The organism is Bordetella holmesii, assembly GCF_020735985.1.
In the GTDB taxonomy this organism is placed as follows: domain Bacteria; phylum Pseudomonadota; class Gammaproteobacteria; order Burkholderiales; family Burkholderiaceae_B; genus Bordetella; species Bordetella holmesii.
The window spans coordinates 2,036,021-2,062,976 of record NZ_CP085973.1 but is presented as its reverse complement, the minus strand read 5'-3'; the positions used below and the strand labels follow the sequence as shown (position 1 = coordinate 2,062,976).

Annotated in this window: 29 protein-coding genes, 3 tRNA genes and 2 pseudogenes; 16 read left to right on the top strand and 18 right to left on the bottom strand. The window is 63.2% G+C overall.

Translation table 11 applies throughout. From position 1 onward, the window contains the following. Positions 1-113: 113 nt before the first annotated feature. Genes LK440_RS09890 through LK440_RS09870 form a run of 5 tightly spaced genes read right to left on the bottom strand, consistent with a single transcriptional unit; the run spans position 114 to position 4,426 of the window. Positions 114-1,445, bottom strand: coding sequence for a sulfite reductase subunit alpha (locus LK440_RS09890; protein WP_005013157.1), 1,332 nt, complete (start codon positions 1,443-1,445; stop codon positions 114-116). Continuing rightward, positions 1,442-2,431, bottom strand: coding sequence for an FAD:protein FMN transferase (locus LK440_RS09885; protein ID WP_005013159.1), 990 nt, complete (start codon positions 2,429-2,431; stop codon positions 1,442-1,444). Before LK440_RS09885 ends, LK440_RS09890 begins: the two co-directional genes overlap by 4 nt. Positions 2,432-2,437: 6 nt before the next feature. Beyond that, positions 2,438-3,238 (bottom strand): DUF4198 domain-containing protein, encoded by an 801-nt coding sequence (locus LK440_RS09880; protein ID WP_005013160.1) that lies wholly within the window; start codon positions 3,236-3,238, stop codon positions 2,438-2,440. Positions 3,239-3,263: 25 nt separating this feature from the next. Continuing rightward, positions 3,264-3,779: a DUF2271 domain-containing protein gene (locus LK440_RS09875; protein WP_005013162.1), complete on the bottom strand. Its 516-nt coding sequence runs from the start codon at positions 3,777-3,779 to the stop codon at positions 3,264-3,266. A 20-nt stretch (positions 3,780-3,799) separates the two neighbouring features. Beyond that, entirely contained in the window at positions 3,800-4,426 is a 627-nt protein-coding gene (locus LK440_RS09870; protein ID WP_025341391.1) for a PepSY-associated TM helix domain-containing protein, read from the bottom strand. Between the two features lie 260 nt (positions 4,427-4,686). On the opposite strand from LK440_RS09870, the gene LK440_RS09865 reads away from it, so the two are divergent. Together LK440_RS09865 and crcB are read left to right on the top strand one after the other, a co-directional pair. Further along, positions 4,687-5,145: an HdeD family acid-resistance protein gene (locus LK440_RS09865; RefSeq protein ID WP_407651383.1), complete on the top strand. Its 459-nt coding sequence runs from the start codon at positions 4,687-4,689 to the stop codon at positions 5,143-5,145. Positions 5,146-5,164: 19 nt separating this feature from the next. After that, complete coding sequence (crcB, locus tag LK440_RS09860) at positions 5,165-5,545, top strand: fluoride efflux transporter CrcB (RefSeq protein WP_005013192.1); 381 nt, start codon at positions 5,165-5,167, stop codon at positions 5,543-5,545. A gap of 8 nt (positions 5,546-5,553) precedes the next feature. Here the strand turns inward: crcB and hpnE are convergent, their stop codons facing one another. Genes hpnE through hpnC form a run of 3 tightly spaced genes read right to left on the bottom strand, consistent with a single transcriptional unit; the run spans position 5,554 to position 8,556 of the window. Continuing rightward, positions 5,554-6,873, bottom strand: a complete 1,320-nt coding sequence (hpnE, locus tag LK440_RS09855) for a hydroxysqualene dehydroxylase HpnE (RefSeq protein ID WP_005013194.1) — start codon at positions 6,871-6,873, stop codon at positions 5,554-5,556. Then, positions 6,870-7,733: a presqualene diphosphate synthase HpnD gene (hpnD, locus tag LK440_RS09850; protein WP_005013195.1), complete on the bottom strand. Its 864-nt coding sequence runs from the start codon at positions 7,731-7,733 to the stop codon at positions 6,870-6,872. Before hpnD ends, hpnE begins: the two co-directional genes overlap by 4 nt. A gap of 1 nt (position 7,734) precedes the next feature. Continuing rightward, positions 7,735-8,556 (bottom strand): squalene synthase HpnC, encoded by an 822-nt coding sequence (hpnC, locus tag LK440_RS09845; RefSeq protein WP_005013197.1) that lies wholly within the window; start codon positions 8,554-8,556, stop codon positions 7,735-7,737. Between the two features lie 106 nt (positions 8,557-8,662). Between hpnC and alr the strand changes: the two genes are divergently transcribed. Beyond that, positions 8,663-9,793: an alanine racemase gene (alr, locus tag LK440_RS09840; RefSeq protein WP_005013199.1), complete on the top strand. Its 1,131-nt coding sequence runs from the start codon at positions 8,663-8,665 to the stop codon at positions 9,791-9,793. 111 nt (positions 9,794-9,904) lie between these two features. Continuing rightward, positions 9,905-10,535: pseudogene (locus tag LK440_RS09835) on the top strand (SDR family oxidoreductase). 9 nt (positions 10,536-10,544) lie between these two features. Here the strand turns inward: LK440_RS09835 and LK440_RS09830 are convergent. Next, positions 10,545-11,135: a hypothetical protein gene (locus LK440_RS09830; RefSeq protein ID WP_005013203.1), complete on the bottom strand. Its 591-nt coding sequence runs from the start codon at positions 11,133-11,135 to the stop codon at positions 10,545-10,547. Between the two features lie 182 nt (positions 11,136-11,317). On the opposite strand from LK440_RS09830, the gene radA reads away from it, so the two are divergent. The 3 genes from radA to LK440_RS09815 all read left to right on the top strand — a co-directional run bounded on the left by radA (position 11,318) and on the right by LK440_RS09815 (position 13,903). Beyond that, positions 11,318-12,676, top strand: a complete 1,359-nt coding sequence (gene radA / locus LK440_RS09825) for a DNA repair protein RadA (protein WP_005013204.1) — start codon at positions 11,318-11,320, stop codon at positions 12,674-12,676. A 70-nt stretch (positions 12,677-12,746) separates the two neighbouring features. Further along, positions 12,747-13,517 (top strand): sulfite exporter TauE/SafE family protein, encoded by a 771-nt coding sequence (locus tag LK440_RS09820; RefSeq protein WP_005013207.1) that lies wholly within the window; start codon positions 12,747-12,749, stop codon positions 13,515-13,517. A 158-nt stretch (positions 13,518-13,675) separates the two neighbouring features. Beyond that, the gene (locus LK440_RS09815; protein ID WP_005013210.1) at positions 13,676-13,903 is read left to right on the top strand and encodes a hypothetical protein; all 228 of its coding nucleotides are present in this window, start codon (positions 13,676-13,678) and stop codon (positions 13,901-13,903) included. A 59-nt stretch (positions 13,904-13,962) separates the two neighbouring features. Here the strand turns inward: LK440_RS09815 and LK440_RS09810 are convergent, their stop codons facing one another. The 6 genes from LK440_RS09810 to radC all read right to left on the bottom strand — a co-directional run bounded on the left by LK440_RS09810 (position 13,963) and on the right by radC (position 19,932). Further along, positions 13,963-15,357, bottom strand: coding sequence for an MATE family efflux transporter (locus tag LK440_RS09810; protein WP_005013213.1), 1,395 nt, complete (start codon positions 15,355-15,357; stop codon positions 13,963-13,965). Continuing rightward, on the bottom strand, positions 15,354-17,084 hold the full coding sequence (locus LK440_RS09805) for an ArnT family glycosyltransferase (RefSeq protein WP_005013215.1): 1,731 nt from the start codon (positions 17,082-17,084) through the stop codon (positions 15,354-15,356). The genes LK440_RS09810 and LK440_RS09805 overlap by 4 nt, the downstream gene beginning before the upstream one ends. A gap of 159 nt (positions 17,085-17,243) precedes the next feature. Further along, positions 17,244-17,507 (bottom strand): type B 50S ribosomal protein L31, encoded by a 264-nt coding sequence (locus tag LK440_RS09800; RefSeq protein ID WP_005013217.1) that lies wholly within the window; start codon positions 17,505-17,507, stop codon positions 17,244-17,246. Positions 17,508-17,649: 142 nt separating this feature from the next. Further along, on the bottom strand, positions 17,650-18,489 hold the full coding sequence (kynA, locus tag LK440_RS09795; RefSeq protein WP_005013220.1) for a tryptophan 2,3-dioxygenase: 840 nt from the start codon (positions 18,487-18,489) through the stop codon (positions 17,650-17,652). A gap of 83 nt (positions 18,490-18,572) precedes the next feature. Continuing rightward, complete coding sequence (gene kynB / locus LK440_RS09790; RefSeq protein ID WP_005013223.1) at positions 18,573-19,202, bottom strand: arylformamidase; 630 nt, start codon at positions 19,200-19,202, stop codon at positions 18,573-18,575. Between the two features lie 52 nt (positions 19,203-19,254). Beyond that, positions 19,255-19,932 carry a RadC family protein gene (gene radC / locus LK440_RS09785; RefSeq protein WP_005013226.1) on the bottom strand — a complete coding sequence of 226 codons (678 nt, stop codon included), beginning with the start codon at positions 19,930-19,932 and terminating at the stop codon, positions 19,255-19,257. Between the two features lie 73 nt (positions 19,933-20,005). Between radC and LK440_RS09780 the strand changes: the two genes are divergently transcribed. The 5 genes from LK440_RS09780 to LK440_RS09760 all read left to right on the top strand — a co-directional run bounded on the left by LK440_RS09780 (position 20,006) and on the right by LK440_RS09760 (position 22,581). Continuing rightward, positions 20,006-20,461 carry an FKBP-type peptidyl-prolyl cis-trans isomerase gene (locus LK440_RS09780; RefSeq protein ID WP_005019191.1) on the top strand — a complete coding sequence of 152 codons (456 nt, stop codon included), beginning with the start codon at positions 20,006-20,008 and terminating at the stop codon, positions 20,459-20,461. Further along, entirely contained in the window at positions 20,461-21,447 is a 987-nt protein-coding gene (gene ispH / locus LK440_RS09775) for a 4-hydroxy-3-methylbut-2-enyl diphosphate reductase (RefSeq protein WP_005013230.1), read from the top strand. The genes LK440_RS09780 and ispH overlap by 1 nt, the downstream gene beginning before the upstream one ends. A gap of 53 nt (positions 21,448-21,500) precedes the next feature. Further along, positions 21,501-22,145 (top strand): maleylacetoacetate isomerase, encoded by a 645-nt coding sequence (maiA, locus tag LK440_RS09770; RefSeq protein ID WP_005013238.1) that lies wholly within the window; start codon positions 21,501-21,503, stop codon positions 22,143-22,145. A 174-nt stretch (positions 22,146-22,319) separates the two neighbouring features. After that, positions 22,320-22,395: transfer RNA gene (locus LK440_RS09765), tRNA-Thr, on the top strand. Positions 22,396-22,505: 110 nt separating this feature from the next. Continuing rightward, a tRNA-Asn gene (locus tag LK440_RS09760) sits at positions 22,506-22,581 on the top strand. A gap of 69 nt (positions 22,582-22,650) precedes the next feature. Here the strand turns inward: LK440_RS09760 and LK440_RS09755 are convergent. Both LK440_RS09755 and LK440_RS17960 read right to left on the bottom strand, forming a co-directional pair. Next, positions 22,651-22,992 carry a cupin domain-containing protein gene (locus LK440_RS09755; protein ID WP_005013240.1) on the bottom strand — a complete coding sequence of 114 codons (342 nt, stop codon included), beginning with the start codon at positions 22,990-22,992 and terminating at the stop codon, positions 22,651-22,653. Between the two features lie 111 nt (positions 22,993-23,103). After that, positions 23,104-23,262 carry a hypothetical protein gene (locus LK440_RS17960; protein WP_165570214.1) on the bottom strand — a complete coding sequence of 53 codons (159 nt, stop codon included), beginning with the start codon at positions 23,260-23,262 and terminating at the stop codon, positions 23,104-23,106. On the opposite strand from LK440_RS17960, the pseudogene LK440_RS17955 reads away from it, so the two are divergent. From LK440_RS17955 to LK440_RS09745, 3 genes and pseudogenes are all read left to right on the top strand, one after another. Further along, positions 23,194-23,394: pseudogene (locus tag LK440_RS17955) on the top strand (GTP-binding protein); the annotation flags it as partial. The gene LK440_RS17960 and the pseudogene LK440_RS17955 overlap by 69 nt on opposite strands. Before the next feature lie 77 nt (positions 23,395-23,471). Continuing rightward, positions 23,472-24,152: a CobW family GTP-binding protein gene (locus LK440_RS17950; RefSeq protein ID WP_005019194.1), complete on the top strand. Its 681-nt coding sequence runs from the start codon at positions 23,472-23,474 to the stop codon at positions 24,150-24,152. 56 nt (positions 24,153-24,208) lie between these two features. After that, on the top strand, positions 24,209-25,126 hold the full coding sequence (locus tag LK440_RS09745) for a LysR family transcriptional regulator (protein WP_025341393.1): 918 nt from the start codon (positions 24,209-24,211) through the stop codon (positions 25,124-25,126). 679 nt (positions 25,127-25,805) lie between these two features. Here the strand turns inward: LK440_RS09745 and LK440_RS09740 are convergent. After that, positions 25,806-25,882: transfer RNA gene (locus tag LK440_RS09740), tRNA-Met, on the bottom strand. A gap of 71 nt (positions 25,883-25,953) precedes the next feature. Here LK440_RS09740 and scpB point away from each other — a divergent pair. Then, positions 25,954-26,952, top strand: coding sequence for an SMC-Scp complex subunit ScpB (gene scpB, locus LK440_RS09735; protein WP_005013244.1), 999 nt, complete (start codon positions 25,954-25,956; stop codon positions 26,950-26,952). The last annotated feature ends 4 nt before the right edge of the window (positions 26,953-26,956 follow it).

The following is a 26,956-nucleotide window of genomic DNA, read 5'->3' as shown; positions in this document are numbered from 1 at the left end:
GCTTGACCCCTACCGATGCGGGGCTGATACATAGGTACTGCAACCAAGCCAAGGATCAGCGGACCTCACTGAATGACAATAACATGTTATTTGCTGCTATGTGCAGAGCCGCCTCAATAGACGTCTCGGCGCAGGCGGCCGTCGGCGCGCAACGCGAGTAAAAGCGGTACGCCGAGGATGTCGCTCAGCGCGTCATCTACACCTTGGGCCATGCCGTGCAGGCTTCCGCAAATGGCTATCGTCGCTCCGTTGTCGACCCAACTTCGAAGGGCGTCGGCGCGTTCGCGCAACCTATCCTGCACATAGCCCTGGCCCTGACGCGAGTAGACCAGATCGAGTTGCGCCAGCATCCCGGTTGCCTTCCACGCCCGCAGTTCGTCCTCGAGCAGGGCGTCGTATGCCGGGTGCCGTTCACCATACACGAGCCAGTTGCGACCGTGGCCCGCCGCCACGCGTGCCTTGAGCCAGGCTCGTAGACCTGCCAGCCCGGTGCCATTGCCGATGAGCACGAGGGGCATGGGCCCAGGTGGCAGATGAAAGCCCGGGTTGCTGCGTACACGCAGCGCCACCTCCCCGCCGATAGGGCATCGCTGTGTCAGCCAACCGCTTCCCAGGCCCAAGGTGCCGTCGGCATGGCGTTGTTGCCTGACCAGCAATTGCAGGCAGCCGTCAGCGGGCAGCGAGGCAATCGAGTACTCGCGCGGGTTTTGTAGTGGAGTCTGGGGCGCGGTGCGCGGGCCGACTTCGGCGATATCTCCCGCCTGCCAGAAGACCTCCGTCTGGCAGGTCAGGCTCACCAGATAGCAGGGGCCTGCTGAGCTTCCCGGATTCAGATGCTGGCGCGCTGTCAGGCGCCAGGTTTGGTAGTCGGGAGCCTGCCATACCTGCGGGTCGGCCGCGCCGCAGATGGCCGCCAGTTCGCGTTGCCAATGGCGCAGCGCCGCCGGATCGGCCCGGTCTACCTCGACGCGGTCAAAGAGCCGTTGTGCCTTTTGGGCAGCCAGCCACTGGTCCAGCTCGCGGCCAAATCCGCAAAAGCGGGCGTAGCTGCTGTCGCCCAGCGCCAGCAGTGCATAACGCAATTGGGGCAGGCTGCCGTGCATGACAGGGCGCATCACCTGTTGGGCAAAACGCGCTGCGCCATCTGGCGCGTCGCCCTCGCCATAGGTACTCACCACAAGGAGAGCGCGCGTGCAGCGGGCCAGGCACGGCGCGTCGACCTGATTCAACGGCACGACCACCGCGACCTGTCCGGCCGCACGCAGCGCCTCGGCGCTGCGCTCGGCGAGTTCCTGAGCAAGTCCGGTCTGACTGGCGTGGGCGACCAGCCAGGCTTCGGCCTGTGCAAGGGGCACAGGCGTTGGCCTGCTGCGGCGCCAGGCCCGCCAGCTCAGCAGCAGCCAGGCGATGACAAGCACGAGGGCCGTTGCCACACGGGCTGTCATAGGCGGACTACGTCGAGCGCCAGGAAGGCCGGGGTGGGTGCCAGCCGCAAGCCGTCACGGTCCCGCGCGATGAACAGTGCCGCCAGATCGTGGCGCCGGGCATAGTCCATTCCGTCGGCTTGCCCCATGACCGTCAGGGCCGTGGCTAGCGCGTCGGCTTGCATGCAACCGGTATGCACTACCGTGACCGAGGCCACGTCGTTGTCCAGGGGCCGACCGCTACGCGGATCCAGGGTATGCGCGTAGCGGCGTCCCTCGTGCTCACCGTAGCGGCGGTAGTCGCCCGAGGTGGCAATCGCCAGGTCTTTCAGGGGCACGCTCAGGGCGTGCGATCCGCTGCCGTCAGGCACCTCGATGGCAACGCGCCACGGTTGCCCGTCGGGGCGTACGCCACGCGCACGTAACTCGCCGCCGACCTCGATCAGATAGTGCTGCAGACCCAGTGCATCCAAGGCCCGCGCAGCGGCGTCGACTCCATAGCCTTTGGCGATGGCTGACAGATCCAGCCGCAGACCGCCGGGCTGCAAAGCCAGACCGCGAGGCAGGTCCAGTGCCAGACGCTGCCAGCCACACCGTGCGCCCGCCTGAGCGAGCAGCGCGGCGGACGGCGGTTCGGAGACATCGCGACGTGGCCCGAACCCCCACATGTCTACCCATTCGCCCAGGGTAGGATCGCAGGCGCCACTCGTTTCACCGGCCAAGGCCAGCGCATAGGCCAGCACGTGCAGTAACGCAGGTGGCAGCGCATGCCAGCCGGCTGGCGCACGGTTGAAACGCGCCAGATCCGAGTCCGGGTCCCAATGGCTCATTTGTGACACGACCTCGTCCAACGCCGTCTGCACTGCCGCGCGGATAGGCGCGTCTGACAGACAGAGCGAGGCCGATAGGCGCGCCGACCAGGTCGTACCCATGGTGGCGCCGGTCAGCGCAACGGCACGGTATAGCGCCGCGCCGTAGTGCCGGACCGGCAGGATAGTGTGCTGCATGAGCGTTTACGGACGCAGCACTTCCAGGGTGCCGGCATAGGTGAGGCGGCGCATCGTGGCCTGGGGCACGTTCACCGCGTGGTCTTCGTGCCGGGCTTCGACCCAGTACATGCCGGGATGCGGCCATTTGACCTGGAACTTGCCCTGTGCATCCGTCTTGAGGGCGATTTCACCGACCTGGTCGCGGTAGCGGCTGCCATCGGGCACGATGGTGACCTCCAGGCCGGCGGCCGGTTTGCCGTCGACCATCATCTGGAAGGTTGCTGCCTCATCGGAATACAGATCATTAGGATGGCTGATGGCGACCAGTTCGAGCCCGCGGCCGATGGGCTTGAGGGCCGTCGGCTTGCCCGAGGTCACGAAGGTCTCGACGCGCCCCAGAGACTGGGTGATTTCGAGGTCCTGGGCCTTGGCGGGGACGGCCTGCGCCAGGCTGTCGGCCTTGCCGAAATAACGTTTGGGCTTGCCATCCTCTTTCCACCGCGCGAACACGCCGTCGTTGACGACGGCCAGCCGGTAGGTGCCGGTTTGCGCCAGTTGCAGATCGAAGGTGCTGCGCAGCTTGCCGCGATGTTCGTTCTCAGCCTGAATCTGGCTGCCGTCCGGGGCGAGGATGACCAGATTGTCCAGGCGCAAGGGAGCGTGATTGGCGTAGAACTTATCGTTGCTGACCGCGCCGTCAATCGTCACCCAGCTGTTGGCGCCGGACAGGACGGTCGAGGAAGGCAGCAACCACATGTCGTGTGCCTGTGCGGCCAGCGGCAGTGTGAGGGCGGCGGCAAGACTCAGTTTGGCCAAGAGCGTCATATTCAGGACTCCGAAAGAGGTGAGGTTAGGGTTTGATCTGCACAGCAATGTCGCCCAGCTCGTGTTCGCCTTTGGCGGTCTGTCTGGCCGCAGACTGGGGAGGCCAGACAAAGGGCAGGCGCAGCAGCTCACGGCCGCCGACTTCGCGAGCGGCTTCGACCACGACCGCGTAACGGCCCGGTTTGAGATCGGCCAACGGCTTTGATTTGTCCGTGAACGCCAGCTCATGCCGGCCCGCCGGCCGTGTCGCTGCGCTGACGCCATCGACCGGGAATTGCTGATTGCGGCCGCTGCGGCGCCACCATTGGCGCATGTCCTTGAGCCACTCGGTACCCTCGTTGTTTTTCTTGGCGACGTCATACCAGACGGCCAAATCACCCGCCACGCTCTGGTCGTCGCGTTCGATCCAGATGGCGACATAAGGGCGGTGGTACTCGGCGACATCCAGCCGGGGGATGTCCACGGTGACATTCAGGTCCGCCGCTTGGGCCGTGCGCGCGATGGCACCGGCCAGGACGAGGGAGAGCAACAGTTTGCGCATAACGATTTCCGCGAGAGCGATCAATGAATGAAAAGCAGTGCCAGCACGACAGGAATCACCACGCCCAGACCGACCATGGGCCAGGTAGCGGCGCGATGCCCGGCGTGCATTTTCAACAGCACCAGCCCGGTCAGGGAGAAGACCAGACAGGCCAGGGCGAACAGATCCAGAAACCAGCTCCAGGCCAGGCCGGTGTGGCGGCCCTTGTGCAGGTCATTGAGGTAGGAAATCCAGCCTCTGTCGGTGCGCTCGTATTCGACTTCGCCGCTCTGGATGTCGATGGACAGCCAAGCATCGCCGCCCGCTCGCGGCAACGATAAATACGCTTCCTCGGAAGACCACTCGGGTTTGACCCGCAAAGCGTCAATGCCGAACTCGCGTTCCAGCCACGCGCCAGCACTCTGCGGCAGCCGTGCCGCGCGTCGCGTGGCGGCCTCTTTGACCGCCGCGAGCTCCGCGTATGGCAGCCGGGTGTGGCGAGTTTCGACACGGGCCTTGCTTTCGATGTGCGAGGCGTTGTTGAGGGTCAGGCCCGTGAAGGCGAACAGCAGCATGCCCAGCAGGCAGATTGCCGAGCTGATCCAATGCCAAGTGTGTAGTGTTTTTAGCCAGTAGGAGCGTCGCTGGCTGGCGTGTCTCTCTTTCATTGTGCAGTGCCGCAAGGGTGCCGAATTCTAACATTTAATGAGAATCACTCTTAAATGGGCTGGTTCTGCGGTTATTTCAGGGTGTTTCGTGGCGGCGTTGTGGCGCGGGGACGGATCGGGCGATAAGATGTACTCAACCCGCCCCCCTGGGCTGATCTTCCTTGGAGATAACCGTGATCGACGTTGCGCAAAATGTAGGAAAACAATGGAGCTGGGTCGCTTTGCGCGGCGTGGTGGCTGTGTTGTTCGGCTTTCTGGCGATGTTTCTGCCCGGACTGACACTGGCGATTTTGGTCATGGTCTGGGGAGCCTACGTGTTGGTCGACGGCGTGTTCGCGTTGATCGCCGGCTGGCGCATCCGCGATCAGCACAAGCCCCTGTGGCCACTGGTTCTGGTGGGGATCACCGGCCTGGCTGCCGGCATCGTGACCTTTCTGTGGCCGGGCATCACGGCCCTGATGCTGCTCTACGTCATTGCTTTCTGGGCCATGGTTTCAGGCGTGTTCCAGATCATCGCGGCCATCCGCTTTCGCAAGGCGATGCGCAATGAATGGCTGCACGGACTGTCCGGCCTGATTTCGCTCGTCTTCGGCCTGATGCTGGTGATGCAGCCTGGCGCCGGTGCGCTGGCGCTGGTGTGGGTCATCGGCGTGTACGCAGTCTTCTTCGGCATCCTGCTGCTGGCGCTGGCCGTGCGCATGAAGCGGCACGCCGGTTAGTTCAAACGGTCCGGCTCCGATGCTGATTCCCTTCCATTTTCTGGTCATAGGCGTGGGCGCGGCGATTGGCGCCTGGCTGCGGTGGTTGCTCGGTCTGAGATTCAATGATGGCCATTGGCCATGGGGGACGTTGGTCGCCAATCTCGGGGGCGGTTACCTGATCGGCTTGGTGCTGGGTCTGGTAGCCCTGCACCCGGAATGGCCGCCTTGGGTGAGGCTGGCTCTCGTGACCGGTTTTCTAGGGGGGGTGACGACATTCTCGACCTTCTCGGCCGAGGTCGTGCAATACCTGGAGCGCGGGCAGATCGGGCCGGCGGCGGGTTACGCCGCCGTCAGCTTGGCCGGCTCGCTTTGCCTGACGGCGTTGGGGTTGGCGACGGCCCATTATCTGGGCCGCTGATCTTCGCCTCAGTCCGCCCGGGCCGACAACAGCACTCGGGCGGCGGCCAGACCGCTGCGCACCGCGCCTTCGAGCACGCCCGGGTAGCCGGTGTCAGTCCAGTCGCCCGCCAGCGCCAGATTCGGCCACGGTGTGCTGTTCAAGGGCCGGGTGAGTTTTGGCACCGACGCGAAGGTGGCCCGCTTTTCGATGAAAAGCTCTGCTACCTCAACGGCGGGCAGAGGAGGCAGGCCCGCTTTGGCCGCCTGCTCTTGGATTTGTCCTACCAAGGCATCGATGGCGTTCTGCCGCTCCATATTGGCGACAGTGGCCGCGGCGCTGCTGACCAATGCCAGCTCGCCGGTCTTGGACTTGCCGGTCAAGCGGGCGCGGTCGAACAGCCATTGCCCCACCTGACCCCGCTCCGGGTTCTCGCGCAGCATCATCATGGGCTCGGGCAGCGACCAGGGTGCGGCCAGGCGCAGGTTCAACGTGGCGATCGGTTGATACTCGAACGCCTGCAACGCGCGCAGCAGTCCGGGAGATTGCGAGCCCCGCAAGGCATTGCCCAACAGCCGCGCCGCAATGGCAGGTGGCACCGCCACCACGGCAGCATCGAAACTCTCGTCATTGACATCGACCGCGCCGGCCGAGGGCTGGAGTCGTCGGACGGTATCGCCATAACGCATCTTGACTTGCAGCGCGACCACGTCTGGCCACAGTGCCGACAGATCGACGCAGGGCAGTAGCACGTCGCTGTTGCGGCGGTGGCCGTCGAGTGTGTCGAGCAACACCGTGGCAAACAACGAAGCGCTGGCCTGCACCAGCGGGGTATTCAGTGCCGCCAGGCACAGTGGCGCCCAGACATTGCGCACGACCGCTTCGGGTTGTGCGTGATAATCCAGCAGACTGGCGACGGTCCAGTCCCGAGGTGGCTGCCAATGGCAGTGTTGCAAAGCGCGGACCAAGCGTAGCGCGGCGAATTTCTCGCCCAGGCTCAGGCCGCGTGCCAGCAATAGGCCGGCTGCCGCGTGCAGCGGAGCCGGCAGCGGGGGCGCCGAGAGTAGAAACTGGCGGTCCAGGCTGGTCAGCCGCAGGGGACGGCGCATCAGAAGCGCGTCGGGGTTGCGGCCAAGGCGGCGCATAAGCGCCAGTGTTTCCGAATAGGCGCCCAGCATGACGTGCTGGCCGTTGTCCAAATCCGCGCCAAAGGCCGGGTGCACCACGCGGCGCGCCCGCCCGCCGGGCGTGCGGCCGGCTTCAAAGACCGTGACCTTGGCGTCGGCTTCACGCAAGGCGGCTGCAGCTGCCAGCCCTGCCCAGCCGGCCCCGATGACAGCGACCTTCATCGCCCCAACCTGCGCACGACGCCGCGACCTCCACCCACCCAGGTCTTCCAGGCCAGCCACAGTTTGCGCAGCGGCGTGAGCGAAATACGCTGATGAAGCACTTGCCAGTTGTCGCGTTCGATTTCTTCCAGCAGTGCGTAGTAGATGGCGGCCATCATGAGGCCGGGCCGCTGGGCGCGAATGTCGGCTGCGGGCAGCGCCTGCATGGCTTCGCGGTAGAGTTCGCGGGCCCGCGCCGTCTCGAAGGCCATCAAGGCCGAGAAATTGTCGGAATAAGTGCCATTGAGAATATCGCTGGCCTTGACCTCGAACTGCTGCAATTCATTGATGGGCAGATAAATGCGCCCACGACGGGCATCATCGCCCACATCACGGATGATGTTGGTGAGCTGGAACGCCAGCCCCAGTTTGGCGGCGTACTCCAGCGTGGCGTCATCGGAATAACCGAAGATCGCCGCGGACATCTCGCCCACCACGCCAGCCACATGCCAGCAATACTTGCGCAGACCCGGCCAATCGAGATAGCGGGTTTGGTCCAGGTCCATTTCCATACCGTCGATGACAGCCAGCAGGCGTTGCCGGCTCAGGCCATGGGGCTGGAGGTGCGGTTGCAGCGCACGTGTGACGGGGTGCTCGGGGTTGCCCGCGAACATGGCGTCAATCTGTGTGCGCCACCAGCCCAGCTTCACGCGGGCCAATTGAGCGTCGGTGCTTTCATCCACGACGTCGTCCACCTCTCGGCAGAAGGCGTACAGGGCCGTGATGGCGCGCCGCCGCTCAGGAGGCAGAAACAGAAAGGCGTAGTAGAAGCTGGAGCCGCTTTTGGCGGCTTTCTCCTGGCAGTATTCGTCAGGGGTCATGTCAAATTAGGGCGCGCCACGCCATGAGCGCCCAGTCGCGGGCACCTAGTTGCGGGCGATTCATGAAAACATCGTAGTTGGCCTGCTCGATGCGTTGCAGGATGCGTAAACCGCCCTGGACCACCAGCTTCAATTCGAAACCGATGCGGCCGGGAAGGCGGCGCGGTAGCGCAGCGCCAGAGTGTAGCAGTGCGCGCGTGCGTTCGATTTCGAAAGCCATCAACGCGCTCCAGGCGGGAGTAAGCCGGCAGGCGGCCAGGTCGTCCTCGCTCACGCCATGCGCCTGCAGATCCTCCTGAGGGAGGTAGACGCGGCCTTTGCGCCAGTCCACCCGTACATCCTGCCAGAAGTTGGTCAATTGCAGGCCGGTGCAAATGGCATCCGCGTCGCGCAGGTTCTCGTCCGAAGCGGCGCCGTACAGATGCAGCATCAGTCGTCCGACCGGGTCGGCCGAGCGCGAACAGTAGTCGCGCAGGCTTGCGAAGTCCGCGTAGCGCCGGGTGCCGACGTCCTGCTCGAAGGCGGATAAGAGGTCAAAAAACGGTGTGATCGGCAACTGATGACGCCGGATGGTGGAGGCCAGGGGGTCGAAGATGGACGCCAGGTCAGGCGGGCCCGGCTGGTTCGGGCCGCTGCCGATGCGGTGCAGCTCATGGCGAAAGCGCTCCAGGCTGCTAAGGCGTTGCGAGTCGTCGGCATCGCCTTCGTCGGCGATGTCATCGGCGGCGCGCGCATAGCGATAGATGTCGCGCACGGCCTGGCGCAGGGGACGCGGCAGCAAAATGGAGGCGACAGGGAAATTTTCGTAGTGATCAACAGCCATGATGACATGGGAAAGACGTGCCGCAGAGCGGCTGGACGACGGCCGCGGCCCGTGGGGCCGCCATGTCTGGATACGTTAGACTATCCGACTCAGGAAGAAAGCTACCATGCCACGTCCCATCTCCGCCTTGATTTCGCCCTCGGCTTTGCGTCATAACCTTTCCGTTGTGCGCCGGCATCTGGATCACCGGGCCGAGCTCGAGGGGGGCGTGCCGCCCTCCATCTGGGCCGTCATCAAGGCCAACGCGTACGGGCACGGCATCGAGCGCGCTGTTGGCGCGTTCTCGCAGGCGCAGGGCCTGGCGATGCTGGATCTGGACGAGGCCGTCCGCTGCCGTGAGGCCGGGTGGGGCGGCCCGATCATGCTTCTGGAGGGGTTTTTTGACGTCAGCGACCTGGACTGGCTCGATCGCTATCACCTGAGCACGGCCATACACTGCCAGGAACAATTGGACATGTTGACGCACATACGCCCCCTGCGTCGCATCAACGCCATGGTCAAGCTCAACAGCGGAATGAACCGTCTCGGCTTCGCCCCCCAGAACTATGGCCAGGCCTATGAGGCAGCGCGCCAATTGCAAGCGCGCGGCGTGTTGGGCAGCGTGGGCAAGATGACGCACTTCGCCACGGCGGACAGCGCGCAAGGTCCGTATTGGCAATGGGAGGTGTTCCAGGCAGCCACGCAAGGACTGCCGGGGCCGGTCAGCGTGTGCAACTCTGCAGGAACATTGCGCTATCCTCAGTTGGCGGTCGGCCACGCTGGATCCGATACGCACTGGGTCCGGCCAGGGATCTGTCTGTACGGCGCCTCGCCCTTTGACGATGAAAACGCGGCTGCGCTGGGCTTGTTGCCGGCCATGACACTGACATCCGAGATCATCGGCGTGCAGCAACTGCGGGCGGGGCAGACCGTTGGCTACGGTGCCAGCTTTACGGCGCCAGAGCCTATGCGTATCGGAGTGGTGGCCTGCGGCTATGCGGATGGCTATCCGCGGCATTGTGGTACGGGAACACCGATCACGGTGGCAGGCGTGGCGACCCGCGTGCTGGGCCGCGTGTCCATGGACATGCTGGCGGTCGATCTGGGGCCGGTTGCCGCCGCGCAGGTGGGCAGTCCCGTGGTGCTCTGGGGCGAGGGCGGCCCGAGCGTAGACGAGGTGGCCACATCCGGAGGCACCATAGGCTACGAATTGCTCACGGCACTTGCTCAGCGGGTACCCGTGACCGAAATCTCCTGAAACGCGGTTCACGTTTCGGCCGGCTGCGGGTCTAGCCAAGACGCGCCAACCAAGTTACAAGACGCCTGTTGCCGTTGCGGCAGACTGATAGACATTGCGAGGTTGACATCCATGAAGGACAAATGCGTGCTCGTGACGGGCGCCACCAAGGGTATAGGCTGGGCTCTTACACAGCGTCTGACCGACCTGGGCTGTCACGTGGTCGGTATTGCGCGCAATACCACGGACGTGGATTTCCCCGGCTATCTCTATGCCTGCGACCTCGCTGACGCGGGCCGTACCGAAGAAGTGCTGCGTGAGATCCGCGAGAAATTTCCGGTCGATGCCGTGGTCAATAACGTGGGCGTCGTGGCTCCGCAGCCTTTGGGCGAGATTGATCTGGCCACCCTGTACCGCGTGCTGGATCTGAACGTGCGAGTTGCCGTGCAGGTGACGCAGACCTTTGTCGAGTCCATGAAGGCGCGGCGGGCCGGACGCATCGTCAACGTAGCCAGCCGCGCGATTCACGGCTCCTACGATCGTACGGCGTACTCGGCGGCCAAGAGCGCGCTGGTCGGCCTGACCAACACGTGGGCGCTGGAGCTGGCTGAATATGGTGTCACGGTCAATGCCGTTGCGCCGGGTCCGATCGAAACCGAACTCTTTCGCCGCGGCCATTGCCTTTTTGCTGTCGGATGATGCTGCCTACATTACCGGCCAAGTGTTGGGGGTGGATGGCGGCGGCAGCCTGGGCGGGCGTTGAACAGAATGCTCAGTGGGCGGGTTTGCTTGCCGTGACGCCAGCCTCGGTATGATCCGGCTCGGGTAGTGTTTCGGCCTCGGCCAGCAGCGCCTGCAAATCGGGTGGTAGTTCCAGATCGTCTTCATCGCGGTGCAGCGCAGCCAGTTGCACCAGTGCCGCTTCGCGCTGGTTGCCACGCAACAGATTACGAATGTATTCGATGCGGGAGGTGCCGTCCGGGCCAGCCGGAGGAGGCACTGCCCGAAGCCGTATGGGGCTGCCGTTTTGCGGGGTGGTCAGCGAGGCAGGCAGGGCAGGCGGCGGGGCGGCCGCGTGGCTGCCTAGCACTGGCGGCTGGCTCAGACTGTCGTCGGGTGCCTCGCTTTGCGCGACGACATCTTCCTCGTCCATCGTGGCCGAGTTATCCAGATTGCTGTAGTCGGTAAATACCAGCAGGCCAAACACCACGACCACCGAACCGGCGATCCCCCAACCTGGGTGCCAGGTTCCGTGCGGGCGGCGCACGGCGGCACCTGCCGCGGCAAACTGCGGGGAAAGGGGAGGGGGACTGCGGTAGTGCGCGCGCAGATCCAGGTCTTCGGCGTCGTCATCAGGCGACATATGAGGGCACATGCAACAGACTCCTGGCGGGCCGGGCAATGAAAGGCGTGCGGCAACGCATCATTGCAAAGAATAGCCTTCCCGGCTGTCTGAGCGCCAGGGTTTATTGCCCGTTGAAATAATTGTAAATGAAGGCCCGGCTCGTCTCATGGCCCGGCCCGCGTTGCCGCTACACTTGCCGCATGGCCAAAACGCGAACCGTCTATGTATGCGCCGAGTGCGGCGGCACCACGCTCAAATGGCAGGGCAAGTGTCCGCATTGCTCGGCCTGGAATACTCTCGAAGAAACCGTCGAGTCTGCCACCCCGGCAGCCAATCACCGCTACGCGCCGCTGGCGTCGGCCAGTCCCGTGCGCAGTCTGGCCGATATCGAAGCGCGTGAGACGCCGCGCCAGCCGACCGGCCTCGATGAGTTCGATCGGGTGCTGGGCGGCGGGTTGGTCGAGGGCGCGGTGGTCCTCATCGGTGGCGATCCGGGCATCGGTAAATCCACGCTGCTGTTGCAGGCCTTGGCCGCCTTATCGGCCAGCGTCGCCGTGCTGTATGTCACGGGCGAAGAGTCCGCTGAGCAGGTCGCCCTGCGCGCGCGTCGCCTGGGCTTGCAGACAGGGCAGGTCAACTTGTTGGCCGAGATACGGCTCGAGGCGATCCAGGCAGCCGTGTCTCAACAAAAGCCCGCCGTGGCGGTCATCGACTCTATCCAGACACTCTATAGCGGCGAACTGACCGCCGCGCCGGGCTCGGTTTCTCAGGTGCGCGAATGCGCCGCGCAACTGACGCTGCTAGCCAAGCAGACCGGTATCGCCATCGTCATGATCGGCCATGTCACCAAGGACGGCGCCTTGGCCGGTCCCCGCGTGCTGGAGCACATTGTCGACACGGTGCTCTATTTCGAAGGAGATACCCACTCTTCGTTCCGGCTGGTACGGGCATTCAAGAACCGCTTCGGCGCGGTCAACGAATTGGGCGTATTTGCCATGACAGATCGCGGGCTGCGCGGCGTGGCGAATCCGTCGGCCTTGTTTCTGTCCCAGCATCAGGAGCAGGTGGCGGGCTCCTGCGTCATGGCGACCCAGGAAGGCACACGCCCCATGCTGGTGGAAATTCAAGCCTTGGTCGATAGCTCCCACGCTCCCAATCCGAAACGCTTGACGGTGGGGCTGGAAAGCAATCGTCTGGCCATGTTGCTGGCTGTCATGCACCGCCATGCCGGCGTGACCACGCATGACCAGGATGTCTTCGTCAATGCCGTGGGAGGCGTGCGCATTACCGAACCCGCGGCCGATTTGCCCGTTCTGCTGGCCATCATGTCATCGTTGCGGGACCGGCCCCTACCCAAAGGGCTGTTCGCCTTTGGTGAAATCGGGCTGGCCGGCGAGATTCGTCCGGCCCCGCGCGGCCAGGAGCGCCTGCGCGAGGCGGCCAAGCTGGGCTTTTCCATTGCGCTCATCCCCAAAGCCAATGCACCTCGGCAACCCGTCGAGGGGCTGGAAATCTGGGCCGTCGATCGCCTGCAGGAAGCGTTGGACAAATTGCGCTAACGTACGCGCGGGCCGGGCGGGCGGTGGCGCCAGCGGTTGAAGATCTACAACAGGGCGGGGGAGAGCGGTCGTGAGTGGTCTGGTGGTGGTGGCCTGTCTGGCCAGCGGAGCGTTGATCGGTTTCATGGGTGGCGTGCTGGGAATTGGCGGAGGGTTGATCGCCATCCCCGCCCTTGTGCTGCTGATGGGCATGTCGCAGCAACTGGCACAGGGCACCGCGCTCATCATGGTCTTGCCCACGATCGTCATGGCGGTGCGCAAGTACAACCAGCACGCCAGGTTGGACGTGCGTACCGCGGTGGCTGGCGCGGCTGGAGCGGTCGTGTTCACCTGGGTGGGGGCACGCCTGGCGCTGGGTATTGCGTCGAGTACTCTGCGACTGACCTTTGCCGTTTTTTTGTTTGGGATTGCGCTTTTTTATCTCTACCAAACGCTGCGCCAGCCCAGGCCGGCGGCCGATGGTGCTCGCAGCGCCCCGCCAGCTTTCACACAGACGCGAGCCGTGGTGCTGGGCGTGGTCTGCGGCACCCTGGGCGGTTTTTTCGGCGTCGGCGGCGCCGTGCTGGCCGTGCCCATTCTGACGTCGGTGTTTCGTCTGCCGCAGACCTCGGCGCAGGCACTGGCCTTGTCCATGGTCATCCCCGGCTCCACCATTGCCCTGATCACCTATAGTTGGGCGGGTAAGGCGGATTGGTGGGTAGGTGTACCGCTGGCGGCAGGCAGTCTGCTCTTTGTGCCGGTAGGCGTGAGGCTGGCCTACCGGCTGCCCGAGAAGCGGCTGCGTGCAGCGTTTGCAGCCATGTTGCTGGTCACGGTGGCGCTCTTGGTTTTCGAGGTGTGACCTGTCAATGCTCTGTCGCCGGTATGTCGATGTTTTACACAGGAAAAAATTCGCTGCTGCCATGAACCTTCGCGCGAGCAATGCCTCCAACTCGGTACAAGAATTCCGGCCTTTTGCCGAGTCTTGATTGGAGCATCTGCCTCCAGAGGAGTACGCACATGACGACCCATACCCGTATCGCAGCCTTCCTGTCGACCTCCGCCCTGTGCCTAGGTCTGGCCGCCGCCCCAGCCTTTGCGGCGCCCACTGACGGCGCGGCTGCCGCCACCGCGGCATCCGGTTCGGCCAAGAGCGGTCACGGCAAGACCGCACACCAGAAGCACGCCAAAAACAAGGCGCATCACAAGGCCAAGGCTGAAATGCCAGGCACTGCACCAGCCAAGTAAGCTGCTTTCAGGGCAGTTACCAAGGCGCGGCGGATCTCGGCCCGGCGCGCCTTGCTATTTCAGAGCGCGTACCGGCGCAAGATGCGGCGATACCAGAAGTGCAGCAGCAGAGCGGACAGCCCGAGCCCCAGCATGGCCATCAGCCACATCGTTCCTGCACCCTGTGGAGATCCGGGCAGTATCCATTCACGCAAGGCATCGAGGCTTCCGCGGCCGGGCCCGAAACCCAGCCACCAGCCGCCGATCAGTCCCACCCCGCCGAGCGCTACCGTCTGTAGGATTAACGGAACTAGCGCAACCTTATAGGCGCGTAGCAAATAGGAGTTGATGCACTGCATGGAGTCGCACAGATGGAAGAGCGGGATCATGGCCAGCAGCGTACCCGCCACCCCCGCCACGCCGGCGTCATCCGTGTAGGCTGCAATGATGGCCGGGCGGCCCACCAGCAGGATGGCCGATGTCAGTAAGGCCCCCAGCAGGCCGAGCACCAGACCGGCGGCGCCCACGCGTTGCGCCAGTGCATGGTGCCCGCCGCCTATCGCTTGCGCCGTCATGGCGGCGCTGGCCACGCCCAGTGCCATGGGCATCATGTAGCACAGAGCGGCCAGGTTAGACATGATTTGATGGCCGCCTGACACCAGAGTGCCTTCGCGGGCCACCAGCAAGGCCATGAAGGTGAATGCCGACACTTCGACCAGATAGGAGCCACCCATGGGTAGACCCAGGCGCAGCAATTCCTTGAGCACCTTGGGATCAGGGCGGCCGATGCGTAATTGAAACTGTTGAAAATACGGGTCATGGCGGATCACCCACCATCCGGCGGCCAGGCTTAGCCACGACACCAGGGCGGTGGCCAGGCCCGCCCCGGCCGCGCCTAGCGCAGGCAGGCCAAACTTGCCGTAAATGAGCAGCCAGTTAAACAGTGCCTTGAACGCGATGGCGGTCAAGTTGATGGCCATCACCACTTTGGGCCGCGACACTGCCGTGCCCAGCGCATAAATAGTACGAAACACCAACGCGCTGGGCAGCGCCAGAACGAGGGCGCGTAAATACCAGGCAATGCCTTCACGCACCTGCGGATCCACATCACCGGAAAAAGCCAGCCACATGTCCGGAAAGCACATGAGCACACCGCCCACGACCGACAGCCCCAGCGCCAGCCAGACACCTTGTCCCCAGACGTGGCCGACCTCCTGAGGGCGTCCCGCGCCATACTGCTGGGCAGCAATCGGGATCAGGGCGTGAATCACGCCCATCAAACCGACGAAAACTGTAATGAATACGGACGCCGACAGCGACATGGCGGCCAGGTCGCGCGGACTGGCGTGGCCGGTCATGGTCGTGTCGAGCACACCGAAGGCGATGCCAGCCCATTGGCTGACCAGAACGGGCCAGGCCTGGCGCACGATGCTTCGCATCGTCGCGCCCAGGCCGGCAGGGGCCAACGCGGTCATCGGGGTGGAGTCACGCGCAGCAGGCGGAAGACCTCATGCCGGTCGGCACGGCGCCCACCATGCCAGAGTTCATCGGCGCCTTCGCTGTACGCTGCGGTGCCATCGCGCAGGCTGCTGACCGACGTTTGCTGCAGCATCAGCGTGCAGCGCGAGTCGTAGCTGAAGGTGAGGTTGTCGAAGATGAGGAAAGAGGCACGCTGGCCGCTGCCCAGGCTCAGGCCGCGCACGCACTCGCCGGGCCGGCTGTTGGCCTTGATGGCCGCAGCCAGCTCGCCCGAAACAGTGCGATAGCTGCGTGCATAGTCCACAGCGGGTTGCCACAGCAGCACCAGCAGTAGCCAGGTTGCGATCAGGCCGCCGGCCGATAAAACGGTGCCGCGCCAAAGAGCGGCAGGTTTGACACGCAGGCGCCAGATGACCAGTAAGGCCCAGGCTGCCGTGACCAGGACGGCCAGCCCGAAGGCGAACCACGAGATGACGGGCTCATAGCCCGTGGTTTGCCGAGCAATATTGCGGGCGATCTGAGCGGGCCAGCCGAAATGCAGCGCCACCCATCCCAGCCATGCCGTGGCCACGGTGAGCGAAAAACACATCACCGCAAACCAGTCCAAGGTATTGACCACGCCGCGACGCAGCGTGGGAAGCGAGAACGCGCCCAGTACCGCGCAGGGCACCGCCAGCAGGACGTACTCCGCGTCGTTCGGATCTTCGAGGAAGAAGAGCATCAGGCATGACGTCGCCAGCAGCATCAGGGCCAGCCAGATGTGCGGTGCGAATAGCCAATTGCGCCAGCGCCAGATCGCCAGCAAGGCCAGCGGCCAGGTCGGCCAGAGATACCAGGGCAGGTCACGCAGCGTGCGTGCGGACAGCCGCAGATCCGGCATCGAAAAGGAGGAGATGTTCCAGACCTTCCAGTTGCGTATCCAGTAGTCGCTTCCCTGCGAGGCGGGGATCCACCACGCCAGAATCAGTGCGGCGGCCAAGAGTGCGGCCCAGGGCAGCCAGCGCACCCTTTGCCACAGCGCGCTGCGGGGAACGAAGGCAAGCAGCGCGGCCAGCATGATGGGCGCGCCCCCCATCCAGCCGCGCGTCAGAAAAGCGCCGGCCAGGGCCAGGCCCAGCGTGCTGGTGCCCAGCAGGGGGCGATCCAGCGTGCGCGCCATAGCGTAGAACGTCAACGCCTGCCAGGCCAGGATGGCAGGCACGACGGAGGTCTCATGCACACGTTGCAAAATACCGACGGTCGCCACCAGCAACAGCAGGGCCGCGTCGGCCAGCATGCGGCCATAATCGCGCGGCGGCGGTTCGCCGCCAAAAGGCAGCGCCAGCGGCTGCGCTTCAGGACGGCGGCCCACCAGATAGGTGCCGTACCAGACGCTGATGGCAGCCATGGCAAACCAGAGCAGATTAGGCAGGCGTGCCGCCGTGATGTCGCCAAACAGGGGGCCGAAAATCCAGATGCAGATGGCCCCGACCCAGGTGATCATCGGGGCTTCTTCGGCATGGGCCAACTGGCCCACCTGCGGCAGCAGCCAGGTCATGCCGCCTTCGCGCAAGGCGGTGACCATGGTCGCCATGCCGACGGCGTCGTCCGTTTTCCAGGGGTCGCGCATGAACAGCCCGGCCACGATATAGGCGAGCGACAAGCCAAGCAGCACCAGGCGGGGCAGCTTGGATGTGGCTGAGATGGTCAGCCGAGCGGGAGTGGAGCGCGTTACTGGGGACACGGACGTAATGTAACCGACCGGCGCGATACCGGGGGCTGAAGCTGAGGATTCACCGCAAGCGACGCCGCATGGCTGGTCGACTTTGCGAATAGAGGAAAAAAAAGCAGCCCGCAGGCTGCTTTTTGTCGCGCGACCTGGGGTGGCGCAAAAGGCGTCCGATCAGGAAGCCTTGACCGTGCCAGCGGTACGGGCAAAACGGGCGCGGAACTTCTCCACACGGCCAGTTTCAACGATACGGGTCTGGGCGCCGGTGTAAAACGGATGCGACTCGGAAGTCACGTCGCATTTAAAGAGCGGGTAGGTCTTGCCGTCGAGTTCGACGGTTTCGCGGGTGTTGATGGTCGAACGGGTCACGAATTTATTGCCCGTCTGAACGTCCATGAACACCACTTCGCGGTATTCGGGGTGAATGCCTTCTTTCATGATGAGTTCCCTGGTTTGCGGGTCGCCAACAAGATTACGGTCGCAGCCATAAGGCCCAAACCCAAGTTCTTGCCACGTATCCAAAAAGTAACCACACATTCTAGCATACCAACAAGGGTGTGGATAGATGCAGCCGGTGGGGCTAGAGATCCGTGCGGAGCGTCCAGATTTCGGGAAAAAGCACCACGTCAAGCATCTTGCGCAGATAACCCACCCCGGAAGTGCCGCCGGTACCCTTTTTGAAGCCAATCACGCGCTCGACCGTTGTGACGTGGCGAAAACGCCAAAGTCGGAAGGCGTCCTCCAGGTCCGTCAGTTTCTCTCCGAGCTGATAGAGATTCCAGTAGTGCTGCGGGTTGCGGTAGACCGTCAACCAGGCGGCCTCGACCTCGGGGCTGGCCTGGTAGGGCTGCGTCCAGTCCCGTTGCAGATAGTCCTGTGGCACCGGCAACCCGTGGCGTGCCAGCAAACGCAGGCTTTCGTCGTAGAGCGATGGGGCCTCATAGGCCGCCTGCACCTGCGCCAGCAGCTCCGGGCGATGGGCATGAGGACGCAGCATGGCCGCGTTCTTGTTGCCCAGCATGAACTCGATTTCTCGGTACTGATAACTCTGAAATCCGCTTGAGCGCGCCAGGCAGGGACGCAGCGCCGAGTACTCGGGTGGCGTCATGGTGGCCAATACGTCCCAGGCGTGGACGAGTTGCTCCATGATTTTGCTCACGCGCGCCAGCATTTTGAACGCGGGCGGCAGGTTGTCGCTGCGTATCTGCCCTAGCGCGGCGCGCAGTTCATGCAGCATCAACTTCATCCAGAGTTCGCTGCTCTGGTGCTGAATGATGAACAGCATTTCATTGTGTTCGGGCGACAGGGGGTGCTGGGCGCTCAAGAGCGCGTCCAGACAGAGATAGTCGCCATAGGTCATGTCCGTGCGGAAATCGAGCTGGGCGTTTTCGGTGCGGACAATATCTTCGGGGTTGCTCATGGCCGAGCCTCATGATCGGGCGGCGGGCCGCCTTTGCAGCCTGCCGCCTTCGGGATCGTAAAGCGCCACTCGAAAGCGGCGTATCAGCCCAGCTCGCGCAGGATCGCACGCACCGGGCTGGCGTCAGCCTGGACCAACGCGAGCGGCAGAGCGATCAGTTCGTAATCGCCCGGCGCGACCGCGTCCAGCACCAGATTCTCCAGCGCGCGGATATCGCGGCGCAGGATGGTATGGTGGCTACCCAGGGTCTTGCTGCTGGCGGGGTCGATGCTGGGCGTATCGATGCCGATCAGCGTCACCCCGCGGCCGGCCAGCCATTCGATGGTCTGGGGCGCATAGGCCGAAAAATCGTCGGTCCACCAATGCACGGCGGCATGCTGCGCCGTGCGCACTAGCACCCGGGCTGGCAGGTCATCGGCGGCGTGGGCCAAGTGTTCAGGCAGGATGAGCGGCCCGCAGTCCAGCGCATGGATGACGCGGCAGGGGCCCAGAAATGGCTCCAGCGGCAGGCTGCCGATGGCGGCTGCGCCGTCGGCATAGTGCAACGGTGCATCGGCATGGGCGCCGATGTGCGGCGACATGGCGATTTCGCTCACATTGACCGGGCACTGGGGCGAAATCTGCCACTTCCAGTGCTGGCTATAGGGCGTGTCACCCGGGAAAACGGGAGACTGGGCCGATATCGGCGGCGAAATGTCCCAGATGCGCTTCATGACAACCTGACGAAGAATGGCCGTCTAGTCTAACGAAGCGCGCGGCGCCAGCCTAGAGCTGGCCGTGCTCGGCCATGGAATAGACCTGATCGCGAGCCACGATCAGATGGTCGACGAGTTGAATGTCGACCAGGGCCAGTGCCTGGCGCAGTTGGCGTGTGAACAGGCAGTCCGAGCTACTGGGACGTGTGCTGACGGAAGGATGGTTGTGGGCCAGGATGAGGGCTGCGGCATGGTGGCGCAGTGCCTCCTTGACGACCTCGCGGGGGAAAACCGATGCTCGCGCCAGTGTGCCCTGGGCTAATTCGCCGCAGGCCAGCAGTTGCAATTGCTGATCCAGATAAAGGGCGATGCAATGCTCGATGGGGCGGTGGCTCAGCGCAGTGCGGCAGTATCGTTTGACCTCTTCGGGGTGGTTCATGGCCCGGCGGCCGCGCAGCGTTTCTTCGATGGCGCGCCGTGACAGCTCCGGAATCACGGATAGCGCGCAGGCCTTGGCCGAGCCCAGGCCAGGATGATCGCAAAGCTCTTGCGCGGTGGTGGCAAATACTCCACGCAAGCCGCCGTGGCGCACCAGCAGTTTTTGCGCCAGTTCGAGCGCATTGCACCCGCGCTGGCCGGTGCGCAAGGCCAGCGCCAGAAGCTCGGCGTCGTTCAATGGAGTGGTCCCAAGGCGCAGCAGGCGCTCCCGGGGGCGCTGGCAGGGAAGCAGGGAATCAGGCAGGTTCATGCGGGAGGCTCTAAAATGTCGGATTCTCGGTTGCTGAAATGATGGCGCCTTACTGCGTCCAATTCCCCCCACTATGACTGTTTCCATCCATCCGGACTCCTACCTGACTCTGCACTATCGTGTTGTCCTGGCCTCGGGTCCGGCCGAAGGATCTGTGTTCACCGACACCTTTGACGGCCGTCCGGCTACGCTGCAAATGGGCGGCGGCCAGTGGGCGCCCGGCATGGAGGCCGGATTGCTGGGCCACCAGGAGGATGAGCGTTTCAGCTTTACGCTTGAGCCGGCCGAGGCTTATGGCGACCGCAATCCCGAACTCATCCAGAAAGTCACGCGCCGCATGCTGGCCGAGCACGCCGGTGCCGACACGAGTTTCAGCCCGGGCGATCTGGTCGAGTTTGCCGCTCCCAATGGCGGGCGCTACTCGGGCGTGCTGAAAGAAATCAACGACGATTGGGCGATGTTCGATTTCAACCATCCGCTGGCTGGGATTCGTCTGCGGGTCGATGTCCACATTCTCGGAGTTCTCTGATGAGCGAGCTCGTCAAGCCCGTGACGGCGGCCGACGCCGAAGTTTTGCTGGCCCAGCCGCGCGGTTTCTGTGCCGGTGTCGATCGTGCCATCGAAATTGTCGAGCGTGCCCTCGAGCTGCACGGCGCGCCCATTTATGTGCGCCACGAAATTGTCCATAACCGCTACGTGGTCGAGGACCTGCGCGCCAAAGGTGCCATCTTCATCTATGAACTCGATCAGGCCCCTGAAGGAGCCATCGTGGTCTTCTCGGCGCACGGGGTCTCCAAAGCCGTGCGTGCGGAAGCCGAAGAACGCGGGTTGCGAGTGTTTGATGCGACCTGCCCGTTGGTCACCAAGGTGCATATCGAGGTGGCCCGCATGCGCGCGGCCGGCCGCGAAATCATCATGATTGGTCACAAGGGGCATCCCGAAGTCGAAGGCACATTGGGTCAGGCCCAGGGCGGCATGTATCTGGTCGAGACGGTCGAAGACGTTGATGCGCTGCAGGTCACCGATCCGGATAACCTGGCTTACGTCACGCAGACGACCCTCTCCGTGGACGATGCGACGGCCGTTTCACGCGCGCTCAAATCCCGTTTTCCAACCATAGTCGAGCCCAAGAAAAGCGACATTTGTTACGCCACGCAGAACCGCCAGGATGCCGTCAAGGTGCTCGCACCCGAGTGCGATCTCGTACTCGTGGTGGGCAGCCCCAACAGTTCGAACTCCAACCGGCTACGTGAAGTCGCAGAACGCATCGGGGTTCAGGCGCATCTGGTCGACGGTGCTGGCGCCATCGATCCGGCCTGGTTGATTGGCCGGCACCGTGTGGGCATCACCGCCGGCGCCTCGGCGCCTGAGGTGCTGGTGCGGCAGGTCATCGACAGGGTCCGCGAGCTGGGCGCCGTGTCGGTGCGCACCATGCCTGGGCTGGAAGAAAACGTCGCCTTCCCGCTGCCCAAGGGCCTGTCCCGAAAAATCGCGCAGGTCGAAAACCTCGACTGATTATTCTTATAAAACCAACCTATCAGGCGGCTGGACCGCCTGCAGGAGACATCATGCAGTTGTACAGCTACTTTCGCAGCTCGGCCGCTTATCGCGTGCGCATCGCCCTCAATATCAAAGGGCTGTCGTATGCATACTCCCCTGTGCATCTGCTCAAAGAGGACGGTCAACAACTCTCCGAGGATTATCTTGCCCTGAACCCGAGCGCGCTGGTGCCCACGCTGGTCGACGGCGATCAGGCCATCGGGCAGTCGCTGGCCATCATCGAGTATCTGGATGAAACGCATCCCCAGCCGGCCCTTTTGCCGGCCACGCCAGCGGCGCGGGCGCGTGTGCGGGCGATTGCTTTGAATATCGCGTGCGACATTCATCCGCTGAACAACCTGCGAGTGCTGAAATACCTCAAGCATGATCTGAAGGTCGAGGAAGAGGCCAAGAATGCCTGGTATCGACATTGGGTGGATACCGGCTTGACCGCCTTGGAGAGTATGCTGTCGCAATCCGCCGAGACGGGACGCTTCTGCCATGGCGATACGCCCACGCTGGCTGACATCTGCCTGGTCCCTCAAGTGTTCAACGCCCGCCGGTTTGGTTGTGATCTGAGTGCCATGCCGACGATTCTGCGCATCGATGAAGCCTGCAATACGTTGCCGGCCTTCCAGAAAGCGGCGCCAGAGAATCAACCTGACGCTGAATAAGCGCGGATTAGCCGAGCGCACTTGCGCAGTTAAAAATTTTTCTGCTATTATCGCGGTCTTCTTTCTTTGGCAGCTTTTTTGGGCTGCCAGGCAACGTAAGTCCAGAGACTCGCGCTTGGCCTAAAACGGAAAGAAGGCTTGCAGGTAGTCAGATCTGTGAGTTGCAAGAATATTGCCGGCATAGCTCAGTTGGTAGAGCAGCGCATTCGTAATGCGAAGGTCGGGGGTTCGACTCCTCTTGCCGGCACCAAAATTGAAAGGGCAGCTCTCGACGGGCTGCCCTTTTTGCATTGGCGCGGCGCCAAACGCGTTGGCTTGCGTCCTTTAAAAAAATGCTTCATAATCTCGTTTCTTAGCAGTTCCCCGATAGCTCAGTCGGTAGAGCGACGGACTGTTAATCCGCAGGTCGCTGGTTCGAGCCCAGCTCGGGGAGCCAAAGAATTCAGGGCCATCCACTTACGTGGATGGCCCTTTTGGTTTTTGCCGGCAGGCTGCGCTCATCCTGCTATTGGGGCGCGCGATTGAGGCAAAGCGTGACCAAAACGGCGCAATCGGTAATGGCTGTCAAGTGATGGGGCACACCTGCTGCCAGCAAAACCAGCGTGCCTGCGCTTAGCGGCTGACTGACCCCATAGGCTGTCAGGCTCACCTCACCTTCGAGGCAGTGCAGGGTGATCGCGCTGGCGGCGATGTCATGACTGGGTTGGCTGTGTCCAGCTTTCAGTATCAACCTGAGCACTTCAATCTGGTTGGAGCGCACCAAGGCCTGCGAGGCAGTGTCGCGCAGCGCCGCGCCCAAAGGCTTGAGATTGATCAGCTCGCCAGGGCTAGCATGGTGCAAAGACATGTCGATCTCCGATATGGCTTCTATCGTTGGACTACTATTCGGCACGCGCCAGTCGGCGCGAGAGTGGATTGCGGCACCGGCCGCAGGGACCTGGGCGCGCACATGGAAACGCTAAACGCTAGCCGGACAGACACTCGTATCGGGGTGACCGTTCTGACCGGTTTTCTCGGCAGCGGCAAGACGACGCTGTTGAACCGTCTCTTGAGCGACCCAGGCTACGCCGATGCGTTGGTCATCGTCAATGAGTTGGGTGAGATCGGTGTCGATCATGTGCTGGTGCGCTCGGTCGACGATCGAGTCGTGTTGCTCGAAGGCGGTTGTATCTGCTGCACGGTGGCGGGGGGGCTGGTCAACACCTTGTGCGAAATGTTCATGCTCGCGTTGCAGAGACGTGTCCCACGCTTTCAACGCGTAGTCATCGAAACGACCGGCATGGCTTCGCCAGCTCCGATACTTTTTACTCTGCGCAACGACCTTTTTTGGCTGCCCGTTATGTTTACCGTGGCGCCATTGCCGTGGTCGACGCACAGCATCTGCTCGAGCAGTTGGCAGTGGCGGCGCCCAGTGCCGCACAGCCGGAGGCGGCCTCGCAATTGGCGCTGGCCGATGTTGTGGCCGTCAGCAAGGCAGATCTGGTGGGCGCGCCGCAACTCGAGGCCGTGCGGGAAGCGGTCGCCGCGGTGCATCCGGGGGTCAGGACGGTTGCCTTGGCGCGGCAGGGGGCGGTTCCGGCTGAGTTGACCGATATCGCACTGCAGGCCGAACGCAGCGAGGCGGCATCTGTGGGGCGCTGGCTGTCTGCCTACGGTGCGCATCGCCGTTTGGGGCGCCATGCGGGCGTTTCCCCGTTTGTCCTCGAGCTGGTGATGCCGCCGAGCAGAGGGCAATTCTCTGCCGCAATGCACGATATCCAGGCGCGTTACGATCGGGGTTTGTTGCGTATCAAAGGTCTGGTCTGTTTTGTGGGCGAGGCCGCGCCTTGCGTGGTGCACGGCGTACACCGCCAGTTATACCCGCTCGAACCTCTGGCGCAATGGCCTGACGAATGCCGCAACTCGCGTCTGGTGTTCATTGTGCGTGGCCTCGATCCTGATGAGGTCGCTGATTTCGCGAGCCAGGCGCTGGGTCAACGTCAAGCCCACCGCCCGCTTTCCAAGTGAATGGCGACACAATCGGTTATAAAACTGTCTTGTCTGATGCATAAATCGAGACAAACATGGACAGGCTCAAAGCTATGCAGGTCTTTGTTGAGGTCGCTGATCGTGGCAGTCTGTCGGCAGCGGCAACCCAGCTGGATATGTCGCGCGCCATGGTGTCGCGTTATCTGGCGGAGCTGGAGGAGTGGGTCGGGGTGCGGTTATTGCATCGGACGACCCGGCGTCTGAGCTTGACCCCTGCTGGGGCGGAGACGCTGCCGCGTTGCCGGCGCATGCTCGACATGGTGGGCGATATGCGGGATGCCGTGGCGACTCCCGAAGCAATGCCCAGGGGCATGCTGCGCATGAGCGCCTCGCCGTCGTTCGGCAATAGCCAGTTGGTGCCGGTGGTGGCCGATTTTGTCAGGCGCTATCCCGGTACGGCGGTGGACCTCCTGTTGGTGGATCGATTGGTCGACTTGGTGGAGGAGCGGGTGGATCTGGCCGTGCGCATCACGAATGAGGTGGATCCGAATCTCATTGCCCGCCGTCTGGCGGATTGTCGGTCGGTCGTCTGCGGCAGTGATACTTATTTCGAACATCGAGGGGTCCCGTCGCGGGTGGAGGATCTGGCATTTCACAATTGCCTGACCCATTCGTACCATGGTCATGGACTATGGCGGTTCTTGCGGGAGGGTGAAACGGTCGACGTGTCTGTCAACGGCAGCATCACGGCCAATGAGGCGCAGGTGTTGATGGGCGCCGCGTTGCATGGCGCGGGCATCGCGTTGTTGCCCACCTATTTGGCCGTGCCCGAAATCGTGTCTGGCCGCCTTCGCAGCATTCTTGGTGACAGTGAGCCCCAGGTTCTGGGGGTGTACGGGGTCTATGCCTCGCGACGCCAAATGCCTTTGGTGCTGCGCACCATGCTGGATTTTCTGGTTGAGCGTCTCGGGCATGAGCCGTGGGATACGCTATTGGCCGGCCAGAAAATGTAGGGGCTATAATAGCCGTACATTGTCATTGAGGTGCGCGTTGCAGCCGTAGTCTGCAGCCGGCGTGCTTCCCCGGTGGACTGGTTTCGGTCTGCGGCGGTGCCGCCCGGGTTGTGTCATCACGCTGTCGCGTCGATGGCGGCGATGTTCACATGCATCTTGATTGGCGTGCGTCGCGCTCCTGTTGTGTGGTCAAGTGCGCAACTGGCGGCACGCTGTCTGGCATCGGTCTCGCGCTCCCTGAGACGCGCGCCTGCCAGGTTTCTATTCAGGTTTCTATTGTCATTGAGCTGGCGAGGGCGCGCACGCATGCATGCGGGTCAAGCCCGTCAGCCCTCAGGGCAGAATGAGGATGATGAACGTGCAGGCAAGCGCATCGACATTCGCTGACCCGCTGGCAGAAGGCCAGGAGGGCTGCGGCTGCGTGCGTCATTACCATGGTGGGAAGCGGACGCGCCGTGCTGCGGCGGCATCGGTATTGCTGCGCCCGGCCGCCAGGGCTGTTGCGATGCGCGGCTCGCCTCCGTGCCATGCCGGTGTCGAGGCGGTCAGCGCCAATTCCCGTTGCGGTTTCGCCGGGACGTTTTCGCGTAATTTGTTTTCGGGTAATTTTTTTGCGGCGTTTAGGCTTGGTGCGAACGCCAATGACAAAGGCCTGGCAGATGCCAGGCCTTTGCGAATTTGGTTGCGGGGGCAGGATTTGAACCTACGACCTTCGGGTTATGAGCCCGACGAGCTGCCAGACTGCTCCACCCCGCGTCTGAGAAGAAGAACTTTACACTGAAATTAATCACGGCGCAAGTCGCGCCGGCTTTTAACATTGGGTATCGATGAACGATAGCGAGGCAATTCTCGTGTTGGAAACGGCGCTTTTGTGCGCCAGCCAGCCTATGCAATTGACCGAGATGCACAGGCTTTTTGGCGAAGATCCAGAGATGACCAACGCCATGTTGCGAGGGTGGTTGGAGACATTGCAGGAGCAATGGCAGGAGCGGGGTATGGAGTTGGCCCATCTGGCCAGCGGGTGGCGGTTTCAGAGCCGTCCCTCCATGCAGCGTTACCTCGAGCGTCTCAATCCCGAGCGGCCACCGAAGTATTCGCGCGCGGTGCTTGAAACCCTGGCCATCGTCGCCTGGCGCCAGCCGGTCACTCGTGGTGACATCGAAGATATCCGGGGCGTTACCGTCTCGTCGCAGATCGTCAAGGCGTTGGAGGATCGCGGTTGGATCGAGGTTATCGGTCATCGCGATGCTCCCGGGCGTCCTGCCCTGTTCGGCACGACGCGCCAGTTTCTGGATGATCTGGGGTTGCGCGCCCTGGATGAGCTGCCGCCCCTGGAGTCGTCCCAAGCGGCCGCAGCGTTGGCAGGCCTGGATCTCGGAGGTACGGAAATCCAGCTCGAAGAGATCGTCGCAGTGACAAGTGGGCCTGTGCCTGGCACGCTACAACTAGGGGATGAAACAATGAACGCTGACGTAACTGTCCGGGATGGCGTAGAATCTCATATCGCTTCCGAGTCTGCGGCCGAGTTTGCCGCGCCAGAAGCGTCTTTGCCGGAGCCGGTGGATACCTTCGCCGATCCGGACGCCGGGCACCCCGCGACACCTGAGGTGCCTGTGGAGGTCCCCGTGCCGGAACACGACCGGATTCAACCTCCCGCCGAACCTGATGAGACGGCCCCGCCGTCGGTTCCCGAAGTGGAGCCGGTTCAGCCAGAACCCGAAATCGCGCCGCCGCAGCCCGCTACCCCCGAGGTGCCGGAAGTGCCGCAGCGTTCCCAAGACCAAGATGACAATGGGCTTGCGCCAGGCAAGCCCGAGCCAGTTTGAAATC